We start from the raw sequence: 24,217 nt of genomic DNA on the forward strand, positions 1-24,217 counted from the left end.
CGTCTCAAAGTCCCTGCCCCGGTTTCACGTCCTTCAACTCCATCGCTTTGGCCGGGTCGCGCATCATCTGGCCGATGATGTCCTGACGCTTGATGTCCTGACGGTGGCGCAGTGTCAGCACAATGGCACCGATCATGGCCACCAGCAGGATCAGGCCCGCCAGTTGGAACAGAAGGAAGTATTGATCGTATAGAATGACGCCTAGCGCCTCAGTGTTGTGGCGGTCGCTCGGTACCGGCTGCGCCAGATTGGCGGCGGCACCCTGCGCGCTGTCCCATGCTCCGATGGCCATGACGAACTGCATCAGGATCACCAATCCGATCAACAGCGCTAGCGGCATGTAGCGCGCCATCTCGGCCTTCAGCTCGGCAAAGTCCACATCCAGCATCATCACCACGAAGAGGAACAGAACCGCAACCGCGCCGACATAAACGATAATCAGCAGCATCGCCACGAACTCAGCCCCCAGCAGCACGAACAGGCCCGCCGAGGACAGAAAGGACAGGATCAGCCACAGCACCGAATGCACCGGCTGGCGGCTGATCACCGTGAACAGCCCGCCGGTGATGGCGCTGATGGCAAACAGATAGAAGGCAAAGACGGTCATTGATCCTCATCCTCGTTGTCGCCCATGACCTCTTGCGCCAGATCCAGCGCGCGGGTCATGGCCGGGATGCCGGCAAAGACCGACATCTGACCGATCGTTTCCACGATCTCTTGTTTCTTGGCGCCAGCCTCAAGCGCATGGCGCACGGTCTGACGCACCGCCGAGTCCGCCTGAGCGCCCTGACAGGTCAGCCCGGCCAGCGTCAGCAGAAGGCGAGTTTTGGCGTCCAGCCCGTCCTTGTTGACGGTATTGCCGAACATCATCTCCATGACCTCTTTGGGCATGGTTGGCCACAGCGCCTCGAACCCTTTGGGCGAGAAATTCTCCATCGCCGGGTTCATCGCCTTTGCCATGTCCTGAGCTTGCTTCATCATCAGCTCGAACGGATTTGTCGGACTGTCACTCATCTGTACGGCGCGTCCATTTCCAGATTGCGAGCGATTTCGGCTTCCCAGCGTTCGCCGTTATCCAGCAGTTTCTGCTTGTCGTAGAACAACTCTTCCCGGGTTTCGGTGGCGAATTCGAAATTCGGGCCCTCGACGATGGCATCAACCGGACATGCCTCCTGGCAGAAACCGCAATAGATGCATTTGGTCATGTCGATGTCATAGCGCGTGGTGCGGCGGCTTCCGTCTTCGCGCGGCTCGGCATCGATGGTGATGGCTTGTGCAGGACAGATCGCTTCGCACAGTTTGCAGGCGATGCAGCGTTCCTCACCGTTCGGATAACGGCGCAGGGCATGTTCACCCCGGAACCGCGGGGACAAGGGCCCCTTTTCATGCGGGTAGTTCACGGTGGCTTTTGGGGCGAAGAAATACTTCAAGCCCAATTTCATTCCGACCCAGAAGTCCTGCAGCAGGAAATACTTGGCGGCGCGGGTGTAGTCGATTTGAGTCATATCAGCCTCCTACGCTCCAACGGGCAAACGCGCCCCAGAACCAGTCGAATTTCGCCGCGAAGGCCACGAAAACGACCCAGACGAGGCTGAACGGCAAGAACACTTTCCAACCCAGGCGCATCAACTGGTCATAGCGGTAGCGGGGTGTGATCGCCTTGACCATCGCGAAGATGAAGAAGAAGAACGCCATCTTGGCAACCATCCACAATACGCCGTCAGGCAGGCCTGGGATCGGGGACAGCCAGCCGCCAAAGAACAGCAGTGTGGTCAGAGCACACATCAGGAAGATGGCGATGTATTCACCAGCCATGAAAAGCAGGAAAGGCGTGGCCGAGTATTCGACCTGATAGCCTGCAACCAGTTCCGATTCCGCCTCGGGCAGATCGAAGGGTGGACGGTTGGTTTCAGCCAATGCCGAGATGAAAAACAGGAACACCATCGGGAAATGCGGCAGCCAGTACCAGCTGAAGAACCCGAACGAGCCATCCTGTGCGCGGACGATATCACCAAAGTTCATCGAACCGGTCGAGATGATGATGCCGATGATGATCAGACCGATGGATACCTCGTATGAAATCATCTGCGCGGCAGAGCGCAGCGACCCAAGGAATGGATACTTTGAGTTCGACGCCCAACCACCCATAATCACGCCATAAACCTCAAGCGATGAGACTGCGAAGACATAGAGGATGGCGACGTTGATGTCCGACAGGACCCAGCCATCGTTGAACGGGATCACCGCCCAGGCGATCATCGCGAGGACAAAACTGGTCAATGGTGCGAGGATAAACACTGTACGGTCGGCACCGGCGGGAATGACGACCTCTTTCACCACATATTTCAGTGCGTCCGCCACCGATTGCAGCAGGCCGTATACGCCGACAACGTTGGGGCCGCGACGCATCTGGACGGCGGCCCAGATCTTGCGGTCGCCGTAAACGAGGAACAACAGCGAGATCATCACGAACGCAACAACAGCAAGCACTTGCGCCAGAATGATGATGGCTATTCCGCCTGGGGTGTTAAAGAAGTCAGCCATTGGTCCTCACACCGTGGGTATTTTGGTTTCCGCGTGCGATGCAAAGGCCAGATGCCTGCGCAATCTGCGGCTGGGTCGGCGCGTTGGTGTAAACAGCATCTGCCGTCTGTACGCCACCCTTAATCTTCAATTTCACACGCAAATCCGGCGCGGCTATCTGCCACCCGGGCACCGCGTACGTCTGCAATATGAAACGTTTCTGGTTCATTCAGCCGCAATCTTCTCAGTCTTGCGGGTCTGCGCCTGTGCCGATAGTTCGGCCATCAATTGCGAGGCGCGGGCAATCGGGTTGGTCAGGTAGAAATCCTTGATTGCATTGCGGAAGCTGGCTTCACCCAATTTTCCGGCTTGTAGCGCCGCTGCTTCATTCTCAATCACCTCATCAATGCGCGCCAGATGCGGAACAGATTCGAGCAAGGAGGTTCGCAATTGAGCCAATGTATCGTAGGGCAGCGTAGCCCCCAGCTCGGCAGACAACGCCCTTAGGATTGCCCAGTTTTCCTTGGCCTCTCCCGGTGCAAAGCCTGCGCGCATGGCGAGTTGAGGACGCCCTTCGGTGTTCACGAACAGACCGTTTTCTTCTGTGTAAGCCGCCCCCGGCAGGATCACATCTGCGCGGTGCGCGCCACGATCGCCGTGACTGCCCTGATAGATCACAAAGGCACCCTCGCCGATCTCAACTTCGTCAGCACCGAGGTTATAGATCACATCGGCCGCGTTGACCGCCTCCATGCCACCTTCGTTGGTCGCATCCACATCCATCGCACCTACGCGCGATGCCGCGGTGTGCAGAACGATCAGCCCACTTTCGGTATTGCTTGCAATGGCTTGCGCGGCGGCCAGAATGGCAGAGCCATCGGCCTCCTGCAGCGCGCCCTGCCCGACGATGACAAGAGAGCGCTTGCCCTTGATCTCATCATCACCACCCATATCAACGATGGTCTGCAGCGCGGCACGGTCGCTGCCTACATGGTGATACTCATAGGTCAGATCGACGGCAGGCCCGACCAGGGTCACCTCGGCGCCGTGTGCCCAGGCCTTGCGGATACGAGCATTCAAAACCGGAGCCTCGTCACGCGGGTTGGTCCCAATCAACAGGATACGTTCAGCCGCATCAATATCTTCGATTGCCGCGGTCCCGGCATAGGCTGCTCGGTTACCCGCAGGCAGTTTGGCGCCGTCGGTGCGGCACTCAACGATACCGCCTTGCCCTTCGATCATCTGTTTCAGCGCATAGATGGCCTCTACCGGAGCCAGATCACCTACGATCCCAGCCAGTTTCTCGGCCCCCTTAAGAACCTCAGCAGCTTTGTTCAGTGCTTCTGGCCATGTGGCAGGACGCAGCTTGCCGTTTTCGCGCACATAAGGCCTGTCCAGTCGCTGACGCCGTAAGCCGTCCCAGACAAAGCGGGTCTTGTCGCTGATCCATTCCTCGTTCACACCGTCATGGTTGCGCGGCAGAAAGCGCATCACTTCACGCCCTTTGGTATCTACACGGATGCTTGAGCCCAAAGCGTCCATCACGTCGATACTCTCGGTTTTGGTCAGTTCCCAAGGGCGAGCGGTGAAGGCATATGGCTTCGAGGTCAACGCCCCTACCGGGCACAGATCGATGATGTTGCCCTGCAGGTTCGAATCCAGCGTCTGGTTCAGGTACGAGGTGATCTCGGCATCTTCGCCACGCCCGGTCTGGCCCATCTGAGTGATCCCGGCAACCTCGGTGGTGAAGCGCACGCAACGAGTACAACTGATGCAGCGAGTCATCGCGGTGCCAACCAACGGACCCAGATCCAGATCATCCACGGCACGCTTGGCTTCTTTGAAGCGCGTCCCTGACAGACCATAGGCCATGGCCTGATCCTGCAGGTCACACTCACCGCCCTGATCGCAGATCGGGCAATCCAGCGGGTGGTTGATCAGCAGAAACTCCATCACCCCTTCGCGGGCCTTCTTGACCATGGGCGAGTTCGTCTTGACCACCGGTGCCTGCCCTTCCGGACCCGGACGCAGATCGCGCACCTGCATCGCGCAGGAGGCCGCCGGTTTCGGCGGGCCGCCCACGACCTCGACCAGACACATCCGGCAGTTCCCGGCAATCGACAGACGCTCGTGATAGCAAAAGCGCGGCACTTCGACCCCGGCCTGCTCGCAGGCCTGGATCAGTGTCATCGCGCCATCGACTTCGATTTCCTGCCCGTCGATATTGACTTTGCGGAGGTCAGACATCGCTAGTTCGCCCTCAAATACACGCCGATGGCGCTGTTTCTTTCAATCTCTTTCCGCCCCAACGTGCAGAAAGAATTGGGATTTTCATAAGACACGCCGTTTTGGATCAGATACGCCTCACCCTTGGCGCGCATCCTGTCTTTTTCGGCATCCGAGTCCACATAGGCGCGGATTTCCTTGTCCGAATATCCCAATTTGTTCGCCTTGGACCGCAGATCCCACATCACCCCAATCGCCTTAAGTCGACGCCCGCTGATCGACGGACAGTACTCCGAAATCTCATTTGCGATCGCGATGTAGTAGAGTTCGTTGTCGATCTCTTTGACATCCCTCAAGGGTGGTTTGGCTTCGGCCATTACAGGCATCGAAATCGCGCAAATCGCGGCCAGAAGTCGTACAACGGTCATGACATTTCCTTTCGTCTTGGGATTCCCAAGACGGCGGTCAGCCGGGCTGCTATGCAATAACAGCCCATGGGTTTTGCCGTGATATGCGATACGGTGGCTCATGGTCGCTGACAGCTTCCGGCATATGTGAGCTTATCGTTTTCGATCCGTAGATTTTGCGGCTCGGTCTCCGGCCCAACCTTCCATACAATTCTGGACGATCCAAAATTCTGAATGCAGAATTTTGTGCCCTCATAACGGCCTGCTTCGCGTGCGCCTTCCAATGACTGCGAAACGCCATTCACAGTCACAGTGAAATCGGTAGGTGTCGTCTTCTTATCCACGTGTTTAGCGTTGGCGTTGAAGAAAATGCCGTCAAACGCCACGCGGGTCGCCCTCGATTTCGCTGTACCGCAGGCAGATACAAGTAAGCTTCCCACCAATACCATTGTCATTACGAATACGCGTTTCGCCATCATGACCACTCCTGTTTCGTGGCTGGCGCTTGTGGCATCCGCTGATGCGCAGGAGAAAGCGTATGAATCAACATCCCGTTCACTCCGCCGCGACCTGTACGCAACGATTGTCGCGCCACTTGCTGGCCTGTTTCAATTCTGCCCACCCAAAGGCATGCTCGCTGGGTCCTTCCGAGCGCAGCTTTTCCAGACGATCCAGCGCTTCGGCCAAACTGGGGCAATGCCCTTCCCGCACCCACCACATGACAAAATGTTGTTCGCCAAGGATTTCGAACCACTCTTGCCGACGCTCGTAGAACTGTTTGTGGATAGTCCCCCAAACAAATTTCTCAAGGCTGGCGACGTCTTCCCAAACCGTCAGGTTCGCGACGAATTGCGGATCATCCCCGATGCTGTTTTCGGTGTTGCCTGTTCCCGGTTCTCCGGACCCTTCCATCATCCAGACAAAGCCGGACATCCGCTTGCCAAGCCCGTTGACGCGATCCAGGTTGGCCATGAATTCAGCCACGCGCGGATCGTCTGTTGGCGCCAACAAACGGCCGACATTCAACTCGGCCAGATGATATCCTTCGGGCTGGATCAAAACGCGGCCACCAACGCAATAAGGCCAAGAATGAACATGCAGGCCCATCCAACCACATAAGCAACAGACCGGACCCCGCTATGCGGCTTGCCGATCCCGCGCAGGTGAATCACCAACATAACAACCCGCGCCAGCAGCGCTATTGAGGCCAGCAGGTTCACCCAGAACGGGCTGGCCCCCAACAGGATCGCCGCGACTGTAACAGTCAAAAAGGCAGGCAGAGTTTCAGTGCCGTTCAGATAAGCGCGGTTCAAACGATAGGCCCTGTCCGAATAATCCTGATCCGGAGTGGCCCCCGGTGCCAGCCCCTTGCCCGCTTTTGCAAGCGCCGAGAACGGCGACATGAACAGAACGATCAGGGTAAAGATCACCAAAGCGGCGATCGCGTGGGAATATTCGGCATAGACTTCCATCGATTTTACTCCGCTGCCATCGCACCCATGCGGCCCGATTTCTGGGCCTTGATGCGGTCCTCTATTTCTTCTCGGAAATTGCGGATCAGACCTTGGATCGGCCAAGCGGCGGCATCGCCAAGGGCGCAGATTGTGTGGCCTTCAACCTGTTTGGTGACGTCAAACAGCATGTCGATCTCTTCCAGTTCGGCTTCACCGCGTACAAGACGGTCCATCACGCGCATCATCCAACCAGTGCCTTCACGACATGGCGTACACTGGCCGCAACTTTCGTGCTTGTAGAACTTCGACAACCGCCAGATTGCCTTGATGATGTCGGTGGACCTGTCCATCACGATGACCGCTGCCGTGCCCAGACCCGAACCCAGTTCTCCGCGCAGATAGTCAAAATCCATGATCGCGTCGCGCATGTTCTCACCGCGCACGCATGGCACCGAAGACCCGCCGGGTATTACCGCCAGCAGATTGTCCCAGCCGCCACGAATGCCGCCGCAATGGGTTTCAATCAGCTCTTCGAAGGAGATCGACATCGCCTCTTCGACGACACAGGGGTTGTTCACATGGCCCGAGATCGCAAACAGCTTGGTGCCCGCGTTGTTCTGACGGCCAAAGCCTGCGAACCAGTCGGCACCACGCCGCAGAATCGTGGGCACAACGGCAATCGATTCCACATTGTTCACCGTGGTCGGGCAGCCATAAAGACCCGCTCCCGCCGGAAACGGAGGCTTCATGCGCGGCATACCCTTCTTGCCCTCAAGGCTTTCGATCAGAGCAGTTTCCTCGCCGCAGATATAAGCCCCAGCGCCGTGATGCAGGAACAGGTCGAAATCCCAGCCGGAACCAGCAGCATTCTTCCCGAGCAGACCCGCGTCATAGGCTTCGTCAATCGCGGCCTGCAGAGCCTCACGCTCGCGGATGTATTCGCCGCGCAGGTAGATGTAGCAAGTATGCGCGTTCATTGCGAAAGACGCGATCAGGCACCCCTCGATCAGCGTGTGCGGATCATGACGCATAATCTCGCGGTCTTTGCACGTCCCGGGTTCGGATTCATCCGCGTTCACCACCAGATAAGCCGGGCGACCATCGCTTTCCTTGGGCATGAAAGACCATTTCAGACCGGTCGGGAAACCCGCACCACCACGGCCGCGCAGACCTGAGTCTTTCATTGTCTGGATGATCCAGTCGCGGCCTTTCTCGATCAGGCCAGCGGTGCCGTCCCAATGCCCGCGGGCCTGCGCGCCTTTCAACGTGCGCTCATGCATCCCGTAGATGTTGGTAAAGATCCTGTCCTGATCCTTCAGCATCGCGTGTTACCTTTGGCTGTCCTGACGCATGCGCCAGAGTTGAAATATGTTGACGCCCGCATAGATGAATCCTGCCAAAGCGGCAAAATCAAACAGCAGCGCATAACGCCCCGGCAATCCGATTGCAGGGCCAATGAACAAGGTCATTCCAAGCCAAATCACCATCGTCACCGCAATGACGATGCCGATATGTCGGCCCTTGCGGGCTATGGCCAGTTCCTTGTCCGTATCCATCTTGTCCTGATGCCCTAGGCGGGCACTCGTTTAATCTTCGTAAGTGCCGTCTTCTTTGGCACGTTTGGCAAACTCGGTTTCTTCACCTGCAGCCAGTTTCGCGGCTTGTTCGATCCACCCGTCCCGCTCGATCCGGCCTTTGAATTTCAGCCGTGCATCGACCCAGGCCACCTGCTCAGGCGTCCATGCAGCGATCTGGTCATAATGATAAAAGCCCAGCCCGTTCAGGGTTTCTTCCAGCTTCGGACCAACGCCCTTGAGCATCTTGAGATCATCCGGCTTGCCACCCCGCGCTTCTTTCAGCGTTTCCGGCTGATCCTCTTTCGCTGCTTTCGCTTCTGCGGCCTGTTTCACAGCAGGTTTCGCGGGGGTCGGCGCTTTGGGTGGCTTCGGCGCGGCTTTGGTCGCTGCTGCTTTGCCATCCTTGCCCAGCCACGGGGTCAGGATCGGAACCTCGGTCCCGTCGATGCGCTTGACGGTATCACCCAGATCGCTCGCAAGCTGAACACTTGCGTTATACTGCGTTCTGCCGCTTTCATACTCCGTCAGGCTGGTCAGCCCCTTCAGAGGTTCCGCCGCATAGCGCCCGTTCTGAGGACCCGGAGTCGGCACTTTGCCCGCCACCAGATCATCGAGAATCTTGCCAAAGCTCTCGGTCGTCAGATCTTCGTAGTAATCCTTACCGATCTGCGCCATCGGGGCATTGGTGCAAGATCCGAGGCATTCCACCTCTTCCCAGCTCAGCTTGCCATCAGCAGACAGTTCATGCGGCTTTGCAGCGATCTTTTCCTTGCAAACCGCAATCAGGTCCTCGGCCCCGCAAATCATGCAGGACGTAGTGCCACAGACCTGAATATGCGCAACCGAACCAACCGGCTGCAGTTGGAACATGAAGTAGAACGAGGCAACCTCAAGAACGCGGATATAGGCCATACCAAGCATGTCGGCGACGGATTCGATCGCCGGACGGCTCAGCCATCCCTCCTGCTCCTGCGCGCGCCACAGCAGCGGGATGACCGCACTGGCCTGACGCCCCTCGGGATATTTGGTTATTTGCGCTTCGGCCCATTGCTGGTTAGCAGCGGTGAAGGCGAAGCTTTCGGGTTGTTCGGCGTGAAGACGGCGGAGCATTAGCGGTCAATCTCTCCAAATACGACGTCCATGGTGCCGATAATCGCGGCGACGTCGGCCAGTTGGTGGCCTCCGGCAACGTGGTCCATGGCTTGCAAGTGCAGGAACCCCGGCGCGCGGAGTTTGGCGCGGTAGGGCTTATTGGTGCCGTCGGCGACCAGATAGACGCCGAACTCGCCCTTAGGAGCCTCAACGGCGGCATAGACTTCGCCCGCGGGGACGTGGAAGCCTTCGGTATACAGCTTGAAGTGATGGATCAGGCTTTCCATCGAAGTCTTCATGTCCGACCGTTTCGGCGGGGTGATCTTGCCGCGCGCCAGAACATCTCCGGGACAGTCGCGGATTTTGGCGATGGCCTGACGGATGATCAGCAGTGACTGGCGCATTTCTTCCATGCGGACAAGATATCGGTCATAGCAGTCGCCGTTCTTGCCGACGGGGATCTGAAACTCGAACTCGTCATAGCATTCATAGGGTTGCGCGCGACGCAGGTCCCATGCCAGCCCCGAGCCACGGACCATCACGCCCGAGAAGCCGTATTTTTGAATGTCATCCTCGGTCACGACGCCGATATCGGCGTTGCGCTGTTTGAATATGCGGTTTTCGGTCAACAGGCCGTCAATGTCATCGAGAACGGCGGGAAACTCGTGGCTCCAAGCCTCGATATCATCCAGCAATTCCGGCGGCAGGTCCTGATGAACGCCACCGGGGCGGAAATAGGCGGCGTGCAGGCGGGCACCACAGGCACGCTCGTAGAACACCATCAGCTTTTCACGCTCTTCAAAACCCCACAGAGGCGGGGTCAGCGCGCCAACGTCCATGGCCTGAGTAGTCACGTTCAGCAGGTGGTTAAGAATACGCCCGATCTCGGAATACAAAACGCGGATTAGCGAGCCGCGACGCGGCACTTCAACACCGGTCAGTTTTTCGATGGCCAGACACCAGGCATGTTCCTGGTTCATCGGTGCCACGTAATCAAGACGGTCGAAATACGGCAGATTCTGCAGATACGTCCGGCTTTCCATCAGCTTTTCGGTACCACGGTGCAATAGGCCGATATGCGGGTCGCAACGTTCGACGATCTCGCCGTCCAGCTCAAGCACAAGTCGCAGAACTCCATGCGCCGCAGGGTGTTGCGGGCCGAAGTTAATGTTGAAGTTGCGGATCTTCTGTTCTCCGCTCAGCGCGTCCGTGCTGCCGTCATCGTATCTTGAGCCGTCCATCAACGCCCTCGTTTCTTCTTCGCTTCGGCCCGTACCCGGACCTTTTCCGCCTCAGCTGCCTTGGCAGCGGCCCCAGCCAGCAGAACCCCAAGCGCCCCCAACGCAATCAGTTCCCCCAGACCCATCAGCGGCGCTCCATCTCTTGCAGTTTCATGGCCATGATCCAAATCAGGATCAGCGTTCCAATCGGGATGACGCAGGCTACGACCCAGTATTTCTCGATCCCGAAATGCGGTAGCAGCTTCAGCATCGGGATAATCGTGGCAACCGTGACGGCAATCCAGATCAGGAACTCCATGACTTACGACTCCTGTTTTTCATCCCCCGGAAGAATGTAGTTCGCACCTTCCCACGGGGACATGAAATCAAATTGACGGTATTCCTGAACCAATGAGACCGGTTCGTAGACCACGCGCTTTTGCGCTTCGTCATAGCGGACTTCAGTATAGCCAGTGGTCGGGAAATCCTTGCGCAGTGGATAGCCGCGGAAACCATAATCCGTAAGGATGCGTCGCAAGTCTGGATGACCCGAGAACAGGATGCCGAACATGTCGAACACCTCGCGCTCGAACCAATTGGCAGAGGGGTGCACGTCCACGATTGAAGGCACCATGTCATCTTCTCGGATCGAGACTCGCAAGCGAATGCGCTGGTTCTGATACATTGACAGGAAGTGGTAGACCACATCGAACCGCTTGGCCCGTTCGGGGTAGTCGACGCCGGTGATGTCAACCAGGGTCGAGAACTGGCAGGTCCGCTCACTTTTGAGAAACTCAATGAATTCCACCAGATTCGAAGGAGCCACATCGACGTTCAGCTCGCCATGGGTCACATCCCAGGCCAGAACGCAATCTGCACGTTTCAGCTCCAACTGAGTGCCGAGTTCTTTGAGTGCTTCGCTCATCTATCCTCTCCCTCAGCGTACGATGGTGCCGGTTCGGCGGATTTTGCGTTGCAGCTGCATCAGTCCATACAACAACGCCTCAGCGGTTGGAGGGCAGCCAGGCACGTAGATATCCACCGGAACAACCCGGTCACAGCCACGCACAACGGAATAGGAATAGTGGTAATACCCACCGCCATTCGCGCAGGACCCCATCGAGATCACATAGCGCGGCTCGGGCATCTGGTCATAAACCTTGCGCAGCGCCGGGGCCATCTTGTTGGTCAGCGTTCCAGCGACGATCATCACATCAGACTGGCGCGGAGACGCACGAGGCGCGATGCCGAACCGTTCCGCGTCATACCGTGGCATCGACGTGTGCATCATCTCTACCGCGCAGCAGGCCAGACCAAAGGTCATCCAGTGCAAGGATCCGGTCCGCGCCCAGTTGATGATGTCCTCGGTCGAGGTCAGCAGAAATCCCTTGTCCTGCAGTTCTGCGTTCAGGGCCTGGGTGGCGACTTCCTTGTCGACGCCGGCGGTGTTTGCGCCCGTCATCACTCCCATTCCAGGGCCCCTTTCTTCCATTCATAGGCAAAGCCGATGGTCAGCACCGCCAGGAACACCATCATCGACCAGAACCCAACATCGCTGATGTCTTTGAAGCCAACGGCCCAGGGGAACAGGAAGGCGATTTCCAGATCAAAGATGATGAAGAGAATCGCGACCAGATAGAATCGGACATCAAACTTCATTCGCGCATCGTCGAAGGCGTTGAAACCACATTCATAGGCGCTGACCTTTTCGGGGTCGGGATTGCGGACAGCCAGGACCACAGCAGCCAGAATCAGTACGATTCCAAGGCCTACGGCAACGGCCAGAAACACCAGAATCGGGAGGTACTCCCGCAGCAGGTCTTCCACGTATAGCTCCTTTCCTGCGCAAGTCCCGAAAGGGTGCGCCGTCAATTGGCGATTTGACTGGACATTCTCTATCCCTGTGGGGTCAGAGGGTCAACCGAACAGAAACGCGCAGGTCGGCATTGTTACAATCATCCAGCGGGCTATTGCGGAGAACACTTCTGGAACAAAGTGATCGGCTAAACCTAACTAATCCATGCAGGTTTTCGTTTGTCGAAAAAGGCGCCGATTCCCTCTTGCGCCTCATCAGTTTCCCAACGCGCGACAAGCTGTCGAATGGTGTGGTCAATCACCGCGTCATCAATTCGCGGCCCAAGTGACTGGATCAGCTGCTTGGCCGAAGACACCGCACCGGGTGCACAGGACAGATAGGGAAGCACTTCAGCTTCGACCGCCTCGGCCAACGCCACAGCGGGCACCGCGCGGGTCAACAGGCCCAGTTCGACCGCTTCCGCCGCTTCGAATAGGCGGGCAGACATAAAGACGCGCCGCGACCGTGCTTCGCCCATTCGGGCAATGACATAGGGTCCAATCGTCGCCGGGATCAGGCCAAGCCGCGTTTCGGTCAGACCCATCTTCAGGCTTTCCACACCGATCGCCACATCGCAGACCGAAGCCATCCCGACACCTCCACCAAACGCGTTTCCCTGCAACGCGCCGATCAAGGGTTTGGGCAGCGTATTTAAGGCATTCAGCATCTCAGCCAGCTTGCGCGCTTCGGCAAAACGCGTCTCGGGATCGGCAGCCATCTGCGCCTGCATCCAACCCAGATCTCCCCCGGCGCAAAAGCTCTTGCCCGCGGCGGCCAGAACCACCACCCGCACCGCATCATCATTTGCCAATTGCCCAGCGGCCTGGGTTAGCTCTGCAATCATCTGCGCCGACAGTGCGTTGTGCTTCTCGGGTCGATCCAGCGTCAGAGTAGCCACGCCACGCGCGTCTGTGTTCAGCGTAATGGTCTCGAACATATCTTATTCCGCCCGCATTGCCCGCGCCATGCGCGCCGCCTGTTCCAGAACCGGCACATCCAGACCGGTCTCATATCCCAACCGTTCCAGATGTGCGGTCACGGCTTCGGTTGCGGCATTACCGGCCGCACCCGGCGCATAAGGGCAACCACCCAGCCCGCCCACGGCGGTATCAAATACCCGCACACCCAAGGCAAGCGAAGCGTCTATGTTGTCGATTGCCCGCCCGTTGGTATCATGAAAATGTCCTGCAAGCCGGGTAACCGGCACTCGTTCGCGCACGGCCAGCAGCATATGAGCAATCTTGTCCGGCGTTCCCTGCCCAATTGTGTCCCCCAGCGAAATCTCATAGCAGCCATGGGCAAACAGCGCGTCCGCCACCTCGGCCACCTTCTCGGGCGGGGTCGGGCCGTCATAGGGACAGTCGGTCACGCACGAGACATAGCCCCGGACGGGCAGATCAATATGTCGTGCTGCTTCGAGAATGGGCACAAACCGTTCGATGGATTCGGCAATCGTTGCGTTTATGTTCGCTTTCGAGAACCCCTCGGACGCCGAAGCAAACACCGCGATCTCATCTGCCTTGGCTGCCAACGCGTCCTCATATCCGCGCATATTCGGCGTCAGCGCAGCGTACCGCACGCCTTCGGTCCGTGTGATTCCAGCCATAACTTCACCGCTGCCCGCCATTTGCGGGACCCATTTCGGTGAGACAAAACTGGCAACTTCGATCCGGTTGAAACCGGCCCGGCTGAGGCAATCGACCAAGGCGACCTTCTCGGCCACCGGGATCTCGCGCTGTTCGTTCTGCAGGCCGTCGCGTGGCCCGACCTCGAATATTTCGACCCGTTCTTTCATCAGCGCATCCCTTCCCGGTTTCTTATCGTTTCAATTGCGGATGGCCCGACTGTGCCACGCAATCCGCGGGCCGAACAGATCAATCCTCGGCCAACCGAACCAACGCTGCACCGGCCTCGACCTGTGCACCTGCCTCGGCCAACACTTCCGCGACCACCCCATCTCGGGCGGCCAACAAAGAATGCTCCATCTTCATCGCTTCCAGAATGGCCAGCCGGTCGCCCTCTTTCACCTCCTGTCCCGCCGAGGCGAAGACGGCCTTGACCAGCCCGGGCATCGGCGCCTCGATCACGTTGGTGTCACCTGCAGCACTGGCATCGCGGTCCAGAGGGTCAATGACCTCAAATACCTGCCCATAGTCGTCGAATACAGTGACCTGTGACCCGGCCATGACAACATTGGGCATGGGTGTCCCATCGATGGTCCAGCCAGCGCCACGCCGCCGCGCAACAAGCTGCGCACCTTCGATCTCCCAAATCTGCCGATCCGGGCCTTCGACCTGGACATCCAGATCAACAACCTCTCCGTCGCGCATTAGCTGCACGGCCCGGTGCAATGCCCCCCAAAGGGTGAAGCCTGTCTCAGAGGCAGTCTCTATCAGGCCCAGCGCCGTCATCGCCGCAGCCACCGTTGACGCATGACCTGTATCAGCGACCTCTACCAGAGCCTCAAGATCGCGCCCGATCAGCCCGGTGTCCACATCGCCGGACGCAAACCCGCTGTGACGCGTCAGAGCACCGAGGAAGGCGAGATTTGTGACAGTCCCGGCGACCTCGGTCTGGCGCAAGGTCCGGTGGAGATTTTCCAAAGCGACCGCGCGTGTCGGGCCATGCACCACGACCTTGGCGATCATAGGGTCGTACCATGGGCTGATCGTATCCCCGGCGCGCACGCCACTATCGGCACGGCAGCCTTCCGGGAACTGTAGATGAGTCAGCGTACCCGTCGCAGGCAGAAAGCCTTTGGGCACATCTTCGGCATAAAGCCTCGCCTCAAAGGAATGCCCGCGGATCGACAAATCGCCCTGCCGCTTCGGCAGGCTTTCACCCGCTGCTACGCGCAACTGCCATTCGACCAGATCAACGCCGGTAATGGCCTCGGTCACCGGGTGCTCGACTTGCAGGCGCGTGTTCATCTCCATGAACCAGAACCGATCCGGGCAGAGCCCGTCCGAGGCATCGACGATGAACTCAACCGTCCCTGCGCCCTTGTATCCAATCGCCTCAGCCGCACGCACGCCCGCCTGCCCCATCGCCTCACGCATCTCGGCAGTCATTCCAGGGGCTGGGGCCTCTTCGATCACTTTCTGATGTCGCCGCTGCAACGAGCAGTCGCGTTCAAACAGATGCACCGCATGGGTGCCATCGCCGAACACCTGCACCTCGATATGGCGGGGCTTGGCGACGAATTTCTCGACAAGTACAGCATCGTTACCGAACGCCGTCTTTGCCTCACCGCGCGCGCTGTCCAATGCAGCCGAGAACTCCTCGGGCGCCTCGACCAGCCGCATCCCCTTGCCACCACCACCTGCAACGGCCTTGATCAAAACGGGATACCCGATGGTATCTGCCGCGCCAGCCAGATGTTCGGGGTCCTGATTGTTGCCATGATAGCCGGGGACGACGGGAACTCCTGCGTCCTCCATCAATTCCTTGGCTGCATCCTTAAGGCCCATCTTGCGGATCGCGTCCGCCGATGGCCCGATGAAGGTCAGACCTGCAGCCTCGACTGCATCCACAAAATCCGGGTTTTCGGACAAGAATCCATAACCAGGATGGATCGCCTGCGCTCCTGTATCCAGCGCCGCCTGAATGATCACATCACCCTTCAGATAACTTTCGGCTGGGGCCGCGCCACCAATATGCACCGCTTCATCCGCCATTTGCGCATGCTTGGCCGATGCATCAGCATCCGAATACACAGCCACACATGATACGCCCATCTTCTGAGCAGTTTCCATGACCCGGCAGGCGATCTCGCCGCGGTTGGCAATCAGGATTTTGTTAAACATAGCTTACCCCTTAACCGCCAGATCTTCGACAAGGCGGAAGCGTTCGCACAGCAATTCCATCTTGGGATCGAACCCGCCATTGCGTTCGAAATACCGGCGATGATCCTCGCGCCATCCCTCAAGCGTTTCATTCTCACCCTCGGCCAACGCAAAGTCTTCGGTCACATCGCAATATCGGCAGGTCGAAACCTCGACCGTTTCGATCACCAAAGCGGGGCGATCATCCCATTCCAGCGCAATATCCTGACGCCCAACGACCGGAGTATCTGCACTGCCTACGGGGTAGTCTCGCAAAGCACCACATGTCGCCGTTTTTCGGCCTAATCTTACCAACGCCAGCAGCTCGGCACTTAGCGATGCGCTGTCTCCAAACTTGAAGGTCTGCGCGCCCGGGTAGCGGGCCATTACTTCATTCAATGAAACGCTCATCTTACATCCTGAACACGCCGAAACGTGTCTCCTCAATCGGGGCGTTCAGTGCGGCACTTAGCGACAATGCCAACACATCGCGCGATTTGCGCGGGTCGATGATGCCGTCATCCCACAACCGCGCCGACGCGTAGAGCGGGTGGGATTGTTCTTCGAACATGTCCAGCGTCGGGCGCTTGAATTCAGCTTCTTCCTCAGCCGACCATGTGCCGCCCTGTCGTTCGATCCCGTCGCGTTTGACAGTCGCTAGGACACCTGCAGCTTGCTCGCCCCCCATCACTGAGATACGCGAATTCGGCCAAGTCCACAGGAACCGAGGCTGATAGGCGCGTCCTGCCATGCCGTAGTTTCCAGCTCCGAAGGACCCTCCGACAAGCATTGTGATCTTTGGAACGCTCGTCGTCGCCACCGCCGTCACCATCTTGGCCCCGTGCCGCGCGATGCCTTCGTTTTCATATTTCCGACCAACCATGAAGCCTGTGATGTTCTGCAGGAATACCAGTGGTGTTTTGCGCTGCGAACACAGCTCGACAAAATGCGCACCCTTCTGCGCGGCCTCAGAAAACAACACACCGTTGTTGGCAATGATCCCGACCGGGCAGCCTTTGACATGGGTAAAACCGGTCACCAGCGTCTCACCAAATCGCGGTTTGAACTCGTCGAACCGAGAGCCATCGACCAGCCGCGCAATCACCTCGCGGATGTCATAGGGCGTCCGCAGATCGGCCGGAACTACGCCCAAAATTTCCTCGGGATCATAGGCAGGCTCTTCCGGTGTTTCGAACTGTAGGCCAGGCTTCAGCCCGGCACCCCCCAACGACCCGACGGCCCGCCGAGCCAAGGCCAACGCATGCGCATCATCCTCGGCCAGATAATCCGCCACGCCGGACAGGCGCGTATGCACATCGCCGCCACCCAGATCTTCGGCTGTCACAACCTCCCCCGTCGCGGCCTTGACCAAAGGTGGTCCGGCCAGAAAGATCGTGCCCTGCTCTTTCACGATGATCGTCACGTCGGACATCGCCGGAACGTAAGCCCCGCCCGCCGTACACGACCCCATTACAACGGCGATCTGAGCAATCCCCTTCGCGCTCATCCGCGCCTGATTATAGAAGATGCGGCCAAAGTGATCGCGGTCGGGGAAAACCTCATCCTGATTGGGCAGGTTCGCACCGCCGCTATCGACCAAATAGATGCAGGGCAGATGGTTTTCCTCGGCAATCTCCTGCGCGCGGAGGTGTTTCTTGACCGTCAGCGGATAATATGTGCCGCCTTTCACAGTGGCATCGTTGCACACCACCATGACCTCGCGCCCCTGCACCCGGCCAATCCCCGCGATCACCCCGGCACAGGGCGCGGCATCTCCATACATCCCATGTGCCGCCGTCGCGCCGATTTCCAAGAACGGAGAACCCGGATCGAGCAGGTTCGCCACCCGACGACGCGGCAGCATCTTGCCCCGCGATTCATGCCGCGCCCGCGATTTTTCACCGCCACCCATGCGGGCCGCTTCGGCGGCATCTGCAATATGTGCCAGCGCATCCAGATGTGCGGCTCGGTTCGCCTTAAACCCCTCAGAGGTTGGTATGGCTTTGGATTTTAGTTTCATTCCATCTTCCCCAAGTCGCGCAATTCCACAGCGCGTTCAGCGGTTTCGGTCAGCAGGCAATTTGCGGCAACAATCGAGCGTATCGTTCCATCAGACCATATGCCGTAGGCCAGAGCACATTCAGCATCCCGAAATCCGATCCATGCGCGTTGAGCATCTCGCAACTGGTCCGAAAGTTCGGGACTTTGTTCAGCCAGTTCTGCTCGACGCAGTTTATACTGTTCGTTTAGAAATGAATCCCAAATTTGGGTTTCGGCTTGAATACACTCGGTGATGCCAAGGGTTGTTTCATTTCCCGGTATAGTTTGGCAGGCATTGGCAGCTGTACCGAGACATGATGACAAGCTATCGCCATGCTGCGTCTGAGAAAAACATTGTTGAATATACGACTGGTCTACCCAAGCGCTCTGAGCGGAAACAAGCGATGGTACTAGCATCGCAGCAAGTGCAATTCGCATCATGTAATTGCCTCCCCTGCAGCCCGCGCCTTCAATTCCTTCCGGATCACCTTTCCCGTCACCGTCATCGGCAACTCTTCCAGAAACGACACCTCACGCGGATAGGAATACTGCGCCAAACGGTCCTTAACCCAATTCTGCAACTCAGCGCCCGACGCCTCAGCCCCCGGCTTCAATACCACATAGGCCTTCACGATCTCGGTCCGCAGCTCATCGGGCTTGCCGACCACGCCCACCGTTGCCACTGACGGGTGGGTCAGCAAGCAATCCTCGATCTCCGCCGGACCGATGCGGTATCCTGCCGAGGTGATCACGTCATCATCGCGACCGACAAAGCGCAGATAGTCCCCTTCCCACACGCCACGGTCACCGGTGATCAGCCAATCACCTCGGAATTTCTCAGCCGTTGCTTGCGGATTATTCCAGTATTCCAGCAGCATTGAGGCCGAACCGCGCCGGATGGCAACATCGCCTTCCTCCGTCGTCGGTTGGCCATGATCGTCAATTACCGCCACCTCATGACCCGGCACCGGTTTACCGATACAGCCGGGGCGAACGGGGAAGTCCTCGGCGCAGGAGGATACGACCATGTTACACTCGGTCTGGCCATAAAACTCGTTGATCGTCAGACCAAACGCCTGCTGGCCCCAAGCCAACATCTCAGCGCCCAAAGGCTCGCCCCCAGACGCCACCGACCGCAATCCCGGTATCGACTGATCCGCAGCTTTGAGCATCCGTAAAGCCGTCGGCGGAAAGAAGACGTTCCGCACCCCCGCCCGCGCGACCACATCGGCGCAGGCCTTTGGGGTGAATTTGTCCAAACGCGTGGCAACCACCGGAACACCCAGCGCAAGCCCGGGCATCAGAACGTCGAACAAACCGCCGATCCACGCCCAGTCTGCTGGAGTCCACAGGCAATCCCCATCACGCAGGTGGTTGTGGCTGATCGAGACGCCCGGCAGGTGGCCCAGCAGCACACGATGACCATGCAGCGCACCCTTGGGACTGCCAGTGGTGCCGGACGTGTAGATCAGGACCGCCGGATCTTCGGGGCCGGTATCGGCAAAGGGCACCGGTTCCCCCTCCTGCCCGATCTCGTCAACCAAAAGTGGCTGGGCCAGATCCCCCAGCAACGCGGCCCCTTCTGTATCCGTCAAAACGATCCGCGCACCTGCATCTCTGACGCGCGATGCCAGCGCATCGTGTTTGAACAGCTTGAACAACGGCACCGAAATCGCACCGATCTTCCAGATCGCCAGATGCGCGGCGGCACACCACGGCGACTGGCTGAGCAAGACGCCAACCCGGTCTCCTGGCTGGACCCGAGCTATCAACGCGCGAGCGATGCCATCAACCATAAGCTCCAGTTCGCCAAATGTTACCACGCTCGGATCGCCCTGGGTCAGATCCAGCAAAGCAACCCGATCGGATTGTTGCGACAGGCATTGCTGCGCCATGTTCAGCCGATCAGGGATCGCCCAGCTTTGGTCGCCGCGCAAACCCGGTATGCGCTCAGCGGGATGCATGCTGATTTTCCCTTATTTCATTAGCGGTTGCAGCTAGCCTCCCCGCTTCAGCAATTTCCGGAGTTTGATGCAGATCAGAGCGTTTCTGCGCCGCGGCATCCAAAACATCGACATCAACGCAAGCAAAGGCACGAATATGACAAAGAAACTCGCCGCTTTGACCCTTTCTACCGCACTTGTCGCTCTGGCTGCCCCAGCCTTCGCCCAATCCCAGGGCGATTGGACTGTCGGTGTTGGTGTCGGCTATCTGGACCCCAAATCCGACAACGGTACTCTGGCCGGGTTCGACGCCGAAATCGACTCGGACACCCGTCCGATTTTCACCGTCGAATACTTCGTTCAGGACAATCTCGGGATCGAGCTCTTGGCCTCGACCCCCTACAAGCATGACGTCACTCTCAGTGGCAGCGTTGACGCGGGCAGCGTCAAGCATCTTCCGCCTACTCTGTCGCTGAACTATCACTTCCCGACCAATAGCGCGTGGAAGCCCTATGTCGGCGCCGGTCTGAACTACACCATCTTCTTCGAGGAAGACTCGCCTTTGGGCGATCTCGATCTTGACAACTCCTTCGGCGTTTCTCTGCAGGCCGGTCTGGATTACATGGTCACGGAAAAAGGCGCGGTGCGTCTGAACGTGCGCTGGTTCGACATCGACTCGGACGTCAAACTTGACGGCAACAACATCGGCACCGCCGAAATCGACCCGTTCCTGATTGGCCTGTCCTACGTTCATCGTTTCTGATCCAATCGCAAAAAGCCCCGTGGTTCAATGAACTGCGGGGTTTTCCGTCACAACATCTCGTTCATCATTTCGCGCCCAATCAGCATGCGGCGGATTTCGCTGGTGCCCGCGCCGATCTCCATCAGCTTTGCATCTCGGAAAATCCGGCTGACCGGCGAATCCGACAGGAATCCGGCACCACCCAACGCCTGAACGGCTTGATGCGCCTGCACCATCGCCTGTTCCGAGGCATATAGGCAGCACGCTGCAGCATCCTGACGGGTTACATCCCCGCGGTCGCATGCCTTGGCAACTTCGTAGACATAGGCCCGCGCCGAATTCATGGCTGTGTACATATCCGCGATCTTGCCTTGCATGAGCTGGAAGCTCCCGATCGGTTTTCCGAACTGCTTACGCTCGGCCAGATAGGGCATCACTTCATCCAAGCAGGCGGCCATGATCCCGGTTCCAATTCCCGCAAGAACCACACGCTCATAGTCCAGACCGGACATCAGAACGGCTACACCCCGCCCTTCTTCGCCCAGAACATTCTCGAACGGCACTTCAACATCTTCAAAGATCAACTCAGCGGTGTTCGAGCCGCGCATGCCAAGCTTGTCGAAATGAGGCGAAGTCGAAAACCCGGTCATCTCTTTCTCGATCAGAAAAGCCGTGATCCCCTTTGACCCGGCGTCCGGATCGGTCTTGGCATAGACGACCAGAGTGTCTGCATCCGGCCCGTTAGTGATCCAGTATTTGTTGCCATTCAGCCGATAGTGATCGTTTCGCTTTTCTGCACGTAGCTTCATGGAAACCACATCCGACCCAGCCGAGGGCTCGGACATAGCCAACGCCCCGACATGCTCACCCGAAATCAGACGGGGCAGATATTTTTTCTTCTGCTCATCCGTTCCGTTCAGCTTGATCTGGTTCACGCACAAGTTCGAATGCGCCCCATATGACAAAGATACCGAGGCCGAGGCGCGCGCCACTTCCTCAACTGCCACCGTATGCGCCAGATAGGACATACCGGCCCCGCCATATTCTTCAGGGACTGTGACGCCCAACAAACCAAGCTCACCCATCTCTTTCCACAGCTCATTCGGAAAGGCATTGGACGCGTCGATCTCGGCCGCCATCGGCTTGACCCGTTCCTGAGCCCAGCGGTGCACCATCTCACGCAGGGCGTTCACGTCCTCGCCCAGATCGAATTGCATTGTGGCCATAAACATGCAGGGCTCCTCCGATTGCATTAATGAACAAGCGTTCAATAATCAGATAGCAGCGTTTCCTCCTCTGGTCAATGACGACACGCAGGCCAACGCAAAACGCCGCCCGGCAAGGGGCGGCGTTTTCAGATAAATCGAGCGTGCGCTGAAAGCGCGCTCCGCTGGACTATGACTGATAGACAGCGCTGACTTCAGCCCGGATAATGCGCGCAATTTGGGCACAATCTTCCAGCGAAAAAGTCAGTGGAACGCGCATATCCATGATCCCGGCCAATATCCGATCACTGACCGGCATCGGGGCGCTGTCGGCATAACGCCAACTGTCATAGCGTGAGGTAAAGCCCGACGGTTCAGCCCCCCCGAACCACTTCAGTTCGACCCCGCGCGCGGCGCAACGCTGGATTACCTCGGCAATGCGCGCGGGTGTCCAGTCCAGCAACAGGAATTGTATCGATGAACCGACATAGGTCTCAGCATCAGGCCGCTCCACCATCGTCAAACCCGGCGTTTCACGCAGGCCATGCTCAATCTCAACATAGCGTTCATTCCAACGCTGTACCTGCCGATCAAGATCACGCAACTGCGGACGTAAGATCGCTGCACGCAAATTATCCATCCGACCCGAGACATTGGGGGTTGTGTACTTGATCTGCTCGAACACCTCCGGCCCAGGCGCGGCCAGATGGCGTTCATAAAGCATGTAAGACCCGGACAACATCGTAGCCTTGGCGGCCAGTTCCGGATCATCCGTGATCAGCAACCCGCCCTCGCCCGAATTGACATGTTTATAGGTCTGGCACGAGTAACATCCAATGGCCCCCTGCCGCCCAGACAGCTGCCCGCGCCAGGCGGCACCCATGGTATGGGCGCAATCTTCGATCACGATCACACCCGCCGCATCACACATCTGCATCAGGCGATCCATATCGCATAGATGCCCTCGCATGTGACTAAGCATTAGTACTTTCGCCTGATCCAGCTTGACCTCAAGATCATCCAGATCGATGGTCAGGGCTTCGGTCACACCAACGAAGACCGGCTTTGCGCTTACCGACGCAATCGCCCCCGGCACCGGCGCCAGAGTGAACGCGTTGGTCAGAACCGGATCGCCCGGCTTGACCCCCACCGCACGCAACGCAGTGGCCAGAGCGTAGCCACCCGACGAGACTGCCAGACAGTAATTCGCACCCATTTGGGCGGCGAATTCCTGCTCCAACAAAGCCGTCTCGCTCAATTCGCCAGGGGCAACATTGTAGCGGTGCAAACGACCATGGCGCAAAACGGCCATGGCGGCCTCGATCGCCTCTTCGGGAATGGGTTCTTGCTGGGTGAAATTACCTGTGAATGTCTCAGTCATGAATCCGTTTTTATGCTGAGTGTTAAGCGGGTCAAGGGATCAGGCCGCCGCTCCGATCAAATCGGAGACCAGTTTCGGTAAATCATCAAAATGATGCAACAACGCCTCGGGCTCCAGCGCAGCCATCTCATCGCCCGACGGGCCGAATGTCACCAGTACCGACGGCACTCCCGCAGCCCGCGCCGTATTTCGGTCGGTATCTGAGTCGCCGATCAATACGCAGTGGTCAGGGTGCCCTCCGGCGCGGCGCGCTGCTTCGCGTAACGGTTCGGGGTCGGGTTTCCGCACCGGCAATGTGTCTGCACCGATCAGTGAAGCAAAGTGATCACGGACACCCATCCGGGTCAGCAGCAAATCAGCCAGGCCTTCGGGCTTGTTGGTGCAAATCCCCACGCCATAACCTGCATCTTTCAGTGCTTCGACGGCTTCAAGCGCACCGGGATAGAAATAGGTATGCGTATCGATCGCTTGCCCATAGACGTCCAGAAAGACCGGATAATAGGCTTCAACGACGTCCGCGTCATAGGCGCCGACCCGCTTCAATCCATGGGACAACATCAAGCGTGCACCGCGTACCGATACCGCCGCATCAAGCTCGGGCGACAGAACATCCCCATGACCCATCTCGCGAAAACAATGGTTTGCAGCGGCCAGCAAATCACCAGATGTATCCGCCAAAGTTCCATCCAGATCAAAGATTACCGTTCGCATGCTCACCTCCTGAACCG

Annotated in this window: 30 protein-coding genes; 1 reads left to right on the forward strand and 29 read right to left on the reverse strand. The window is 58.2% G+C overall.

Features of this window, described 5'->3' with window-relative positions; translation table 11 throughout:
* Nucleotides 1-4: 4 nt before the first annotated feature.
* The 26 genes from ACR0KC_RS06010 to ACR0KC_RS06135 all read right to left on the reverse strand — a co-directional run bounded on the left by ACR0KC_RS06010 (nucleotide 5) and on the right by ACR0KC_RS06135 (nucleotide 20,182).
* A complete protein-coding gene (locus ACR0KC_RS06010) occupies nucleotides 5-607 on the reverse strand; it encodes an NADH-quinone oxidoreductase subunit J (RefSeq protein WP_170397038.1) in 603 nt (200 codons plus the stop codon).
* Nucleotides 604-1,014 carry a carboxymuconolactone decarboxylase family protein gene (locus ACR0KC_RS06015; RefSeq protein WP_010442761.1) on the reverse strand — a complete coding sequence of 137 codons (411 nt, stop codon included), beginning with the start codon at nucleotides 1,012-1,014 and terminating at the stop codon, nucleotides 604-606. The genes ACR0KC_RS06010 and ACR0KC_RS06015 overlap by 4 nt, the downstream gene beginning before the upstream one ends.
* A complete protein-coding gene (nuoI, locus tag ACR0KC_RS06020) occupies nucleotides 1,011-1,505 on the reverse strand; it encodes an NADH-quinone oxidoreductase subunit NuoI (RefSeq protein WP_170397042.1) in 495 nt (164 codons plus the stop codon). The genes ACR0KC_RS06015 and nuoI overlap by 4 nt, the downstream gene beginning before the upstream one ends.
* A 1-nt stretch (nucleotide 1,506) precedes the next feature.
* Nucleotides 1,507-2,544: an NADH-quinone oxidoreductase subunit NuoH gene (nuoH, locus tag ACR0KC_RS06025; RefSeq protein ID WP_039534288.1), complete on the reverse strand. Its 1,038-nt coding sequence runs from the start codon at nucleotides 2,542-2,544 to the stop codon at nucleotides 1,507-1,509.
* Nucleotides 2,537-2,752 carry a hypothetical protein gene (locus ACR0KC_RS06030; RefSeq protein WP_480705435.1) on the reverse strand — a complete coding sequence of 72 codons (216 nt, stop codon included), beginning with the start codon at nucleotides 2,750-2,752 and terminating at the stop codon, nucleotides 2,537-2,539. The genes nuoH and ACR0KC_RS06030 overlap by 8 nt, the downstream gene beginning before the upstream one ends.
* Complete coding sequence (gene nuoG / locus ACR0KC_RS06035) at nucleotides 2,749-4,770, reverse strand: NADH-quinone oxidoreductase subunit NuoG (protein ID WP_480705437.1); 2,022 nt, start codon at nucleotides 4,768-4,770, stop codon at nucleotides 2,749-2,751. Before nuoG ends, ACR0KC_RS06030 begins: the two co-directional genes overlap by 4 nt.
* Nucleotides 4,771-4,772: 2 nt before the next feature.
* Nucleotides 4,773-5,177 (reverse strand): DUF5333 domain-containing protein, encoded by a 405-nt coding sequence (locus tag ACR0KC_RS06040; RefSeq protein ID WP_255612031.1) that lies wholly within the window; start codon nucleotides 5,175-5,177, stop codon nucleotides 4,773-4,775.
* 98 nt (nucleotides 5,178-5,275) lie between these two features.
* Nucleotides 5,276-5,632 (reverse strand): hypothetical protein, encoded by a 357-nt coding sequence (locus ACR0KC_RS06045; RefSeq protein ID WP_255612030.1) that lies wholly within the window; start codon nucleotides 5,630-5,632, stop codon nucleotides 5,276-5,278.
* 79 nt (nucleotides 5,633-5,711) lie between these two features.
* The gene (locus tag ACR0KC_RS06050; RefSeq protein ID WP_170403991.1) at nucleotides 5,712-6,215 is read right to left on the reverse strand and encodes a DUF3291 domain-containing protein; all 504 of its coding nucleotides are present in this window, start codon (nucleotides 6,213-6,215) and stop codon (nucleotides 5,712-5,714) included.
* Entirely contained in the window at nucleotides 6,212-6,628 is a 417-nt protein-coding gene (locus ACR0KC_RS06055; RefSeq protein ID WP_170397051.1) for an MAPEG family protein, read from the reverse strand. Before ACR0KC_RS06055 ends, ACR0KC_RS06050 begins: the two co-directional genes overlap by 4 nt.
* Before the next feature lie 5 nt (nucleotides 6,629-6,633).
* Nucleotides 6,634-7,932 carry an NADH-quinone oxidoreductase subunit NuoF gene (gene nuoF, locus ACR0KC_RS06060; RefSeq protein ID WP_170403997.1) on the reverse strand — a complete coding sequence of 433 codons (1,299 nt, stop codon included), beginning with the start codon at nucleotides 7,930-7,932 and terminating at the stop codon, nucleotides 6,634-6,636.
* Between the two features lie 6 nt (nucleotides 7,933-7,938).
* Complete coding sequence (locus ACR0KC_RS06065; protein WP_170404000.1) at nucleotides 7,939-8,166, reverse strand: DUF5337 domain-containing protein; 228 nt, start codon at nucleotides 8,164-8,166, stop codon at nucleotides 7,939-7,941.
* A 30-nt stretch (nucleotides 8,167-8,196) separates the two neighbouring features.
* Nucleotides 8,197-9,297, reverse strand: coding sequence for an NADH-quinone oxidoreductase subunit NuoE (gene nuoE, locus ACR0KC_RS06070; protein ID WP_480705439.1), 1,101 nt, complete (start codon nucleotides 9,295-9,297; stop codon nucleotides 8,197-8,199).
* Nucleotides 9,297-10,520, reverse strand: coding sequence for an NADH-quinone oxidoreductase subunit D (locus ACR0KC_RS06075; protein ID WP_010442773.1), 1,224 nt, complete (start codon nucleotides 10,518-10,520; stop codon nucleotides 9,297-9,299). Before ACR0KC_RS06075 ends, nuoE begins: the two co-directional genes overlap by 1 nt.
* Entirely contained in the window at nucleotides 10,520-10,645 is a 126-nt protein-coding gene (locus tag ACR0KC_RS06080; protein WP_010442774.1) for a hypothetical protein, read from the reverse strand. Before ACR0KC_RS06080 ends, ACR0KC_RS06075 begins: the two co-directional genes overlap by 1 nt.
* Nucleotides 10,645-10,818 (reverse strand): hypothetical protein, encoded by a 174-nt coding sequence (locus ACR0KC_RS06085; protein ID WP_170397057.1) that lies wholly within the window; start codon nucleotides 10,816-10,818, stop codon nucleotides 10,645-10,647. Before ACR0KC_RS06085 ends, ACR0KC_RS06080 begins: the two co-directional genes overlap by 1 nt.
* Nucleotides 10,819-10,821: 3 nt before the next feature.
* The gene (locus tag ACR0KC_RS06090) at nucleotides 10,822-11,424 is read right to left on the reverse strand and encodes an NADH-quinone oxidoreductase subunit C (RefSeq protein ID WP_170424113.1); all 603 of its coding nucleotides are present in this window, start codon (nucleotides 11,422-11,424) and stop codon (nucleotides 10,822-10,824) included.
* Between the two features lie 12 nt (nucleotides 11,425-11,436).
* A complete protein-coding gene (locus tag ACR0KC_RS06095) occupies nucleotides 11,437-11,970 on the reverse strand; it encodes a NuoB/complex I 20 kDa subunit family protein (protein ID WP_010442777.1) in 534 nt (177 codons plus the stop codon).
* A complete protein-coding gene (locus ACR0KC_RS06100; RefSeq protein WP_010442778.1) occupies nucleotides 11,961-12,326 on the reverse strand; it encodes an NADH-quinone oxidoreductase subunit A in 366 nt (121 codons plus the stop codon). The genes ACR0KC_RS06095 and ACR0KC_RS06100 overlap by 10 nt, the downstream gene beginning before the upstream one ends.
* A gap of 182 nt (nucleotides 12,327-12,508) precedes the next feature.
* Nucleotides 12,509-13,291, reverse strand: coding sequence for a crotonase/enoyl-CoA hydratase family protein (locus ACR0KC_RS06105; protein WP_170424115.1), 783 nt, complete (start codon nucleotides 13,289-13,291; stop codon nucleotides 12,509-12,511).
* A 3-nt stretch (nucleotides 13,292-13,294) separates the two neighbouring features.
* Nucleotides 13,295-14,149: a hydroxymethylglutaryl-CoA lyase gene (locus ACR0KC_RS06110; protein WP_480771600.1), complete on the reverse strand. Its 855-nt coding sequence runs from the start codon at nucleotides 14,147-14,149 to the stop codon at nucleotides 13,295-13,297.
* Between the two features lie 79 nt (nucleotides 14,150-14,228).
* Complete coding sequence (locus ACR0KC_RS06115; RefSeq protein WP_480771601.1) at nucleotides 14,229-16,160, reverse strand: acetyl/propionyl/methylcrotonyl-CoA carboxylase subunit alpha; 1,932 nt, start codon at nucleotides 16,158-16,160, stop codon at nucleotides 14,229-14,231.
* Between the two features lie 3 nt (nucleotides 16,161-16,163).
* A complete protein-coding gene (locus ACR0KC_RS06120) occupies nucleotides 16,164-16,589 on the reverse strand; it encodes an ASCH domain-containing protein (RefSeq protein WP_170663811.1) in 426 nt (141 codons plus the stop codon).
* Between the two features lies 1 nt (nucleotide 16,590).
* Nucleotides 16,591-18,198, reverse strand: a complete 1,608-nt coding sequence (locus ACR0KC_RS06125) for a carboxyl transferase domain-containing protein (RefSeq protein ID WP_480771602.1) — start codon at nucleotides 18,196-18,198, stop codon at nucleotides 16,591-16,593.
* A complete protein-coding gene (locus ACR0KC_RS06130; RefSeq protein WP_480771603.1) occupies nucleotides 18,195-18,659 on the reverse strand; it encodes a lysozyme inhibitor LprI family protein in 465 nt (154 codons plus the stop codon). Before ACR0KC_RS06130 ends, ACR0KC_RS06125 begins: the two co-directional genes overlap by 4 nt.
* On the reverse strand, nucleotides 18,656-20,182 hold the full coding sequence (locus tag ACR0KC_RS06135; RefSeq protein ID WP_480791093.1) for an AMP-binding protein: 1,527 nt from the start codon (nucleotides 20,180-20,182) through the stop codon (nucleotides 18,656-18,658). The genes ACR0KC_RS06130 and ACR0KC_RS06135 overlap by 4 nt, the downstream gene beginning before the upstream one ends.
* 136 nt (nucleotides 20,183-20,318) lie before the next feature.
* Between ACR0KC_RS06135 and ACR0KC_RS06140 the strand changes: the two genes are divergently transcribed.
* A complete protein-coding gene (locus ACR0KC_RS06140) occupies nucleotides 20,319-20,924 on the forward strand; it encodes an OmpW/AlkL family protein (protein WP_480791094.1) in 606 nt (201 codons plus the stop codon).
* 47 nt (nucleotides 20,925-20,971) lie between these two features.
* Here ACR0KC_RS06140 and ACR0KC_RS06145 read toward each other — a convergent pair whose 3' ends face one another.
* The 3 genes from ACR0KC_RS06145 to ACR0KC_RS06155 form a co-directional block, all read right to left on the reverse strand.
* Nucleotides 20,972-22,135, reverse strand: a complete 1,164-nt coding sequence (locus ACR0KC_RS06145; protein WP_170397077.1) for an isovaleryl-CoA dehydrogenase — start codon at nucleotides 22,133-22,135, stop codon at nucleotides 20,972-20,974.
* 163 nt (nucleotides 22,136-22,298) lie between these two features.
* Nucleotides 22,299-23,489, reverse strand: a complete 1,191-nt coding sequence (locus tag ACR0KC_RS06150; protein ID WP_480771605.1) for a DegT/DnrJ/EryC1/StrS family aminotransferase — start codon at nucleotides 23,487-23,489, stop codon at nucleotides 22,299-22,301.
* Nucleotides 23,490-23,528: 39 nt separating this feature from the next.
* Nucleotides 23,529-24,200 (reverse strand): HAD-IA family hydrolase, encoded by a 672-nt coding sequence (locus ACR0KC_RS06155; protein ID WP_170424133.1) that lies wholly within the window; start codon nucleotides 24,198-24,200, stop codon nucleotides 23,529-23,531.
* Nucleotides 24,201-24,217 lie beyond the last annotated feature (17 nt).

It is taken from the genome of Ruegeria sp. CF3, assembly GCF_056537365.1.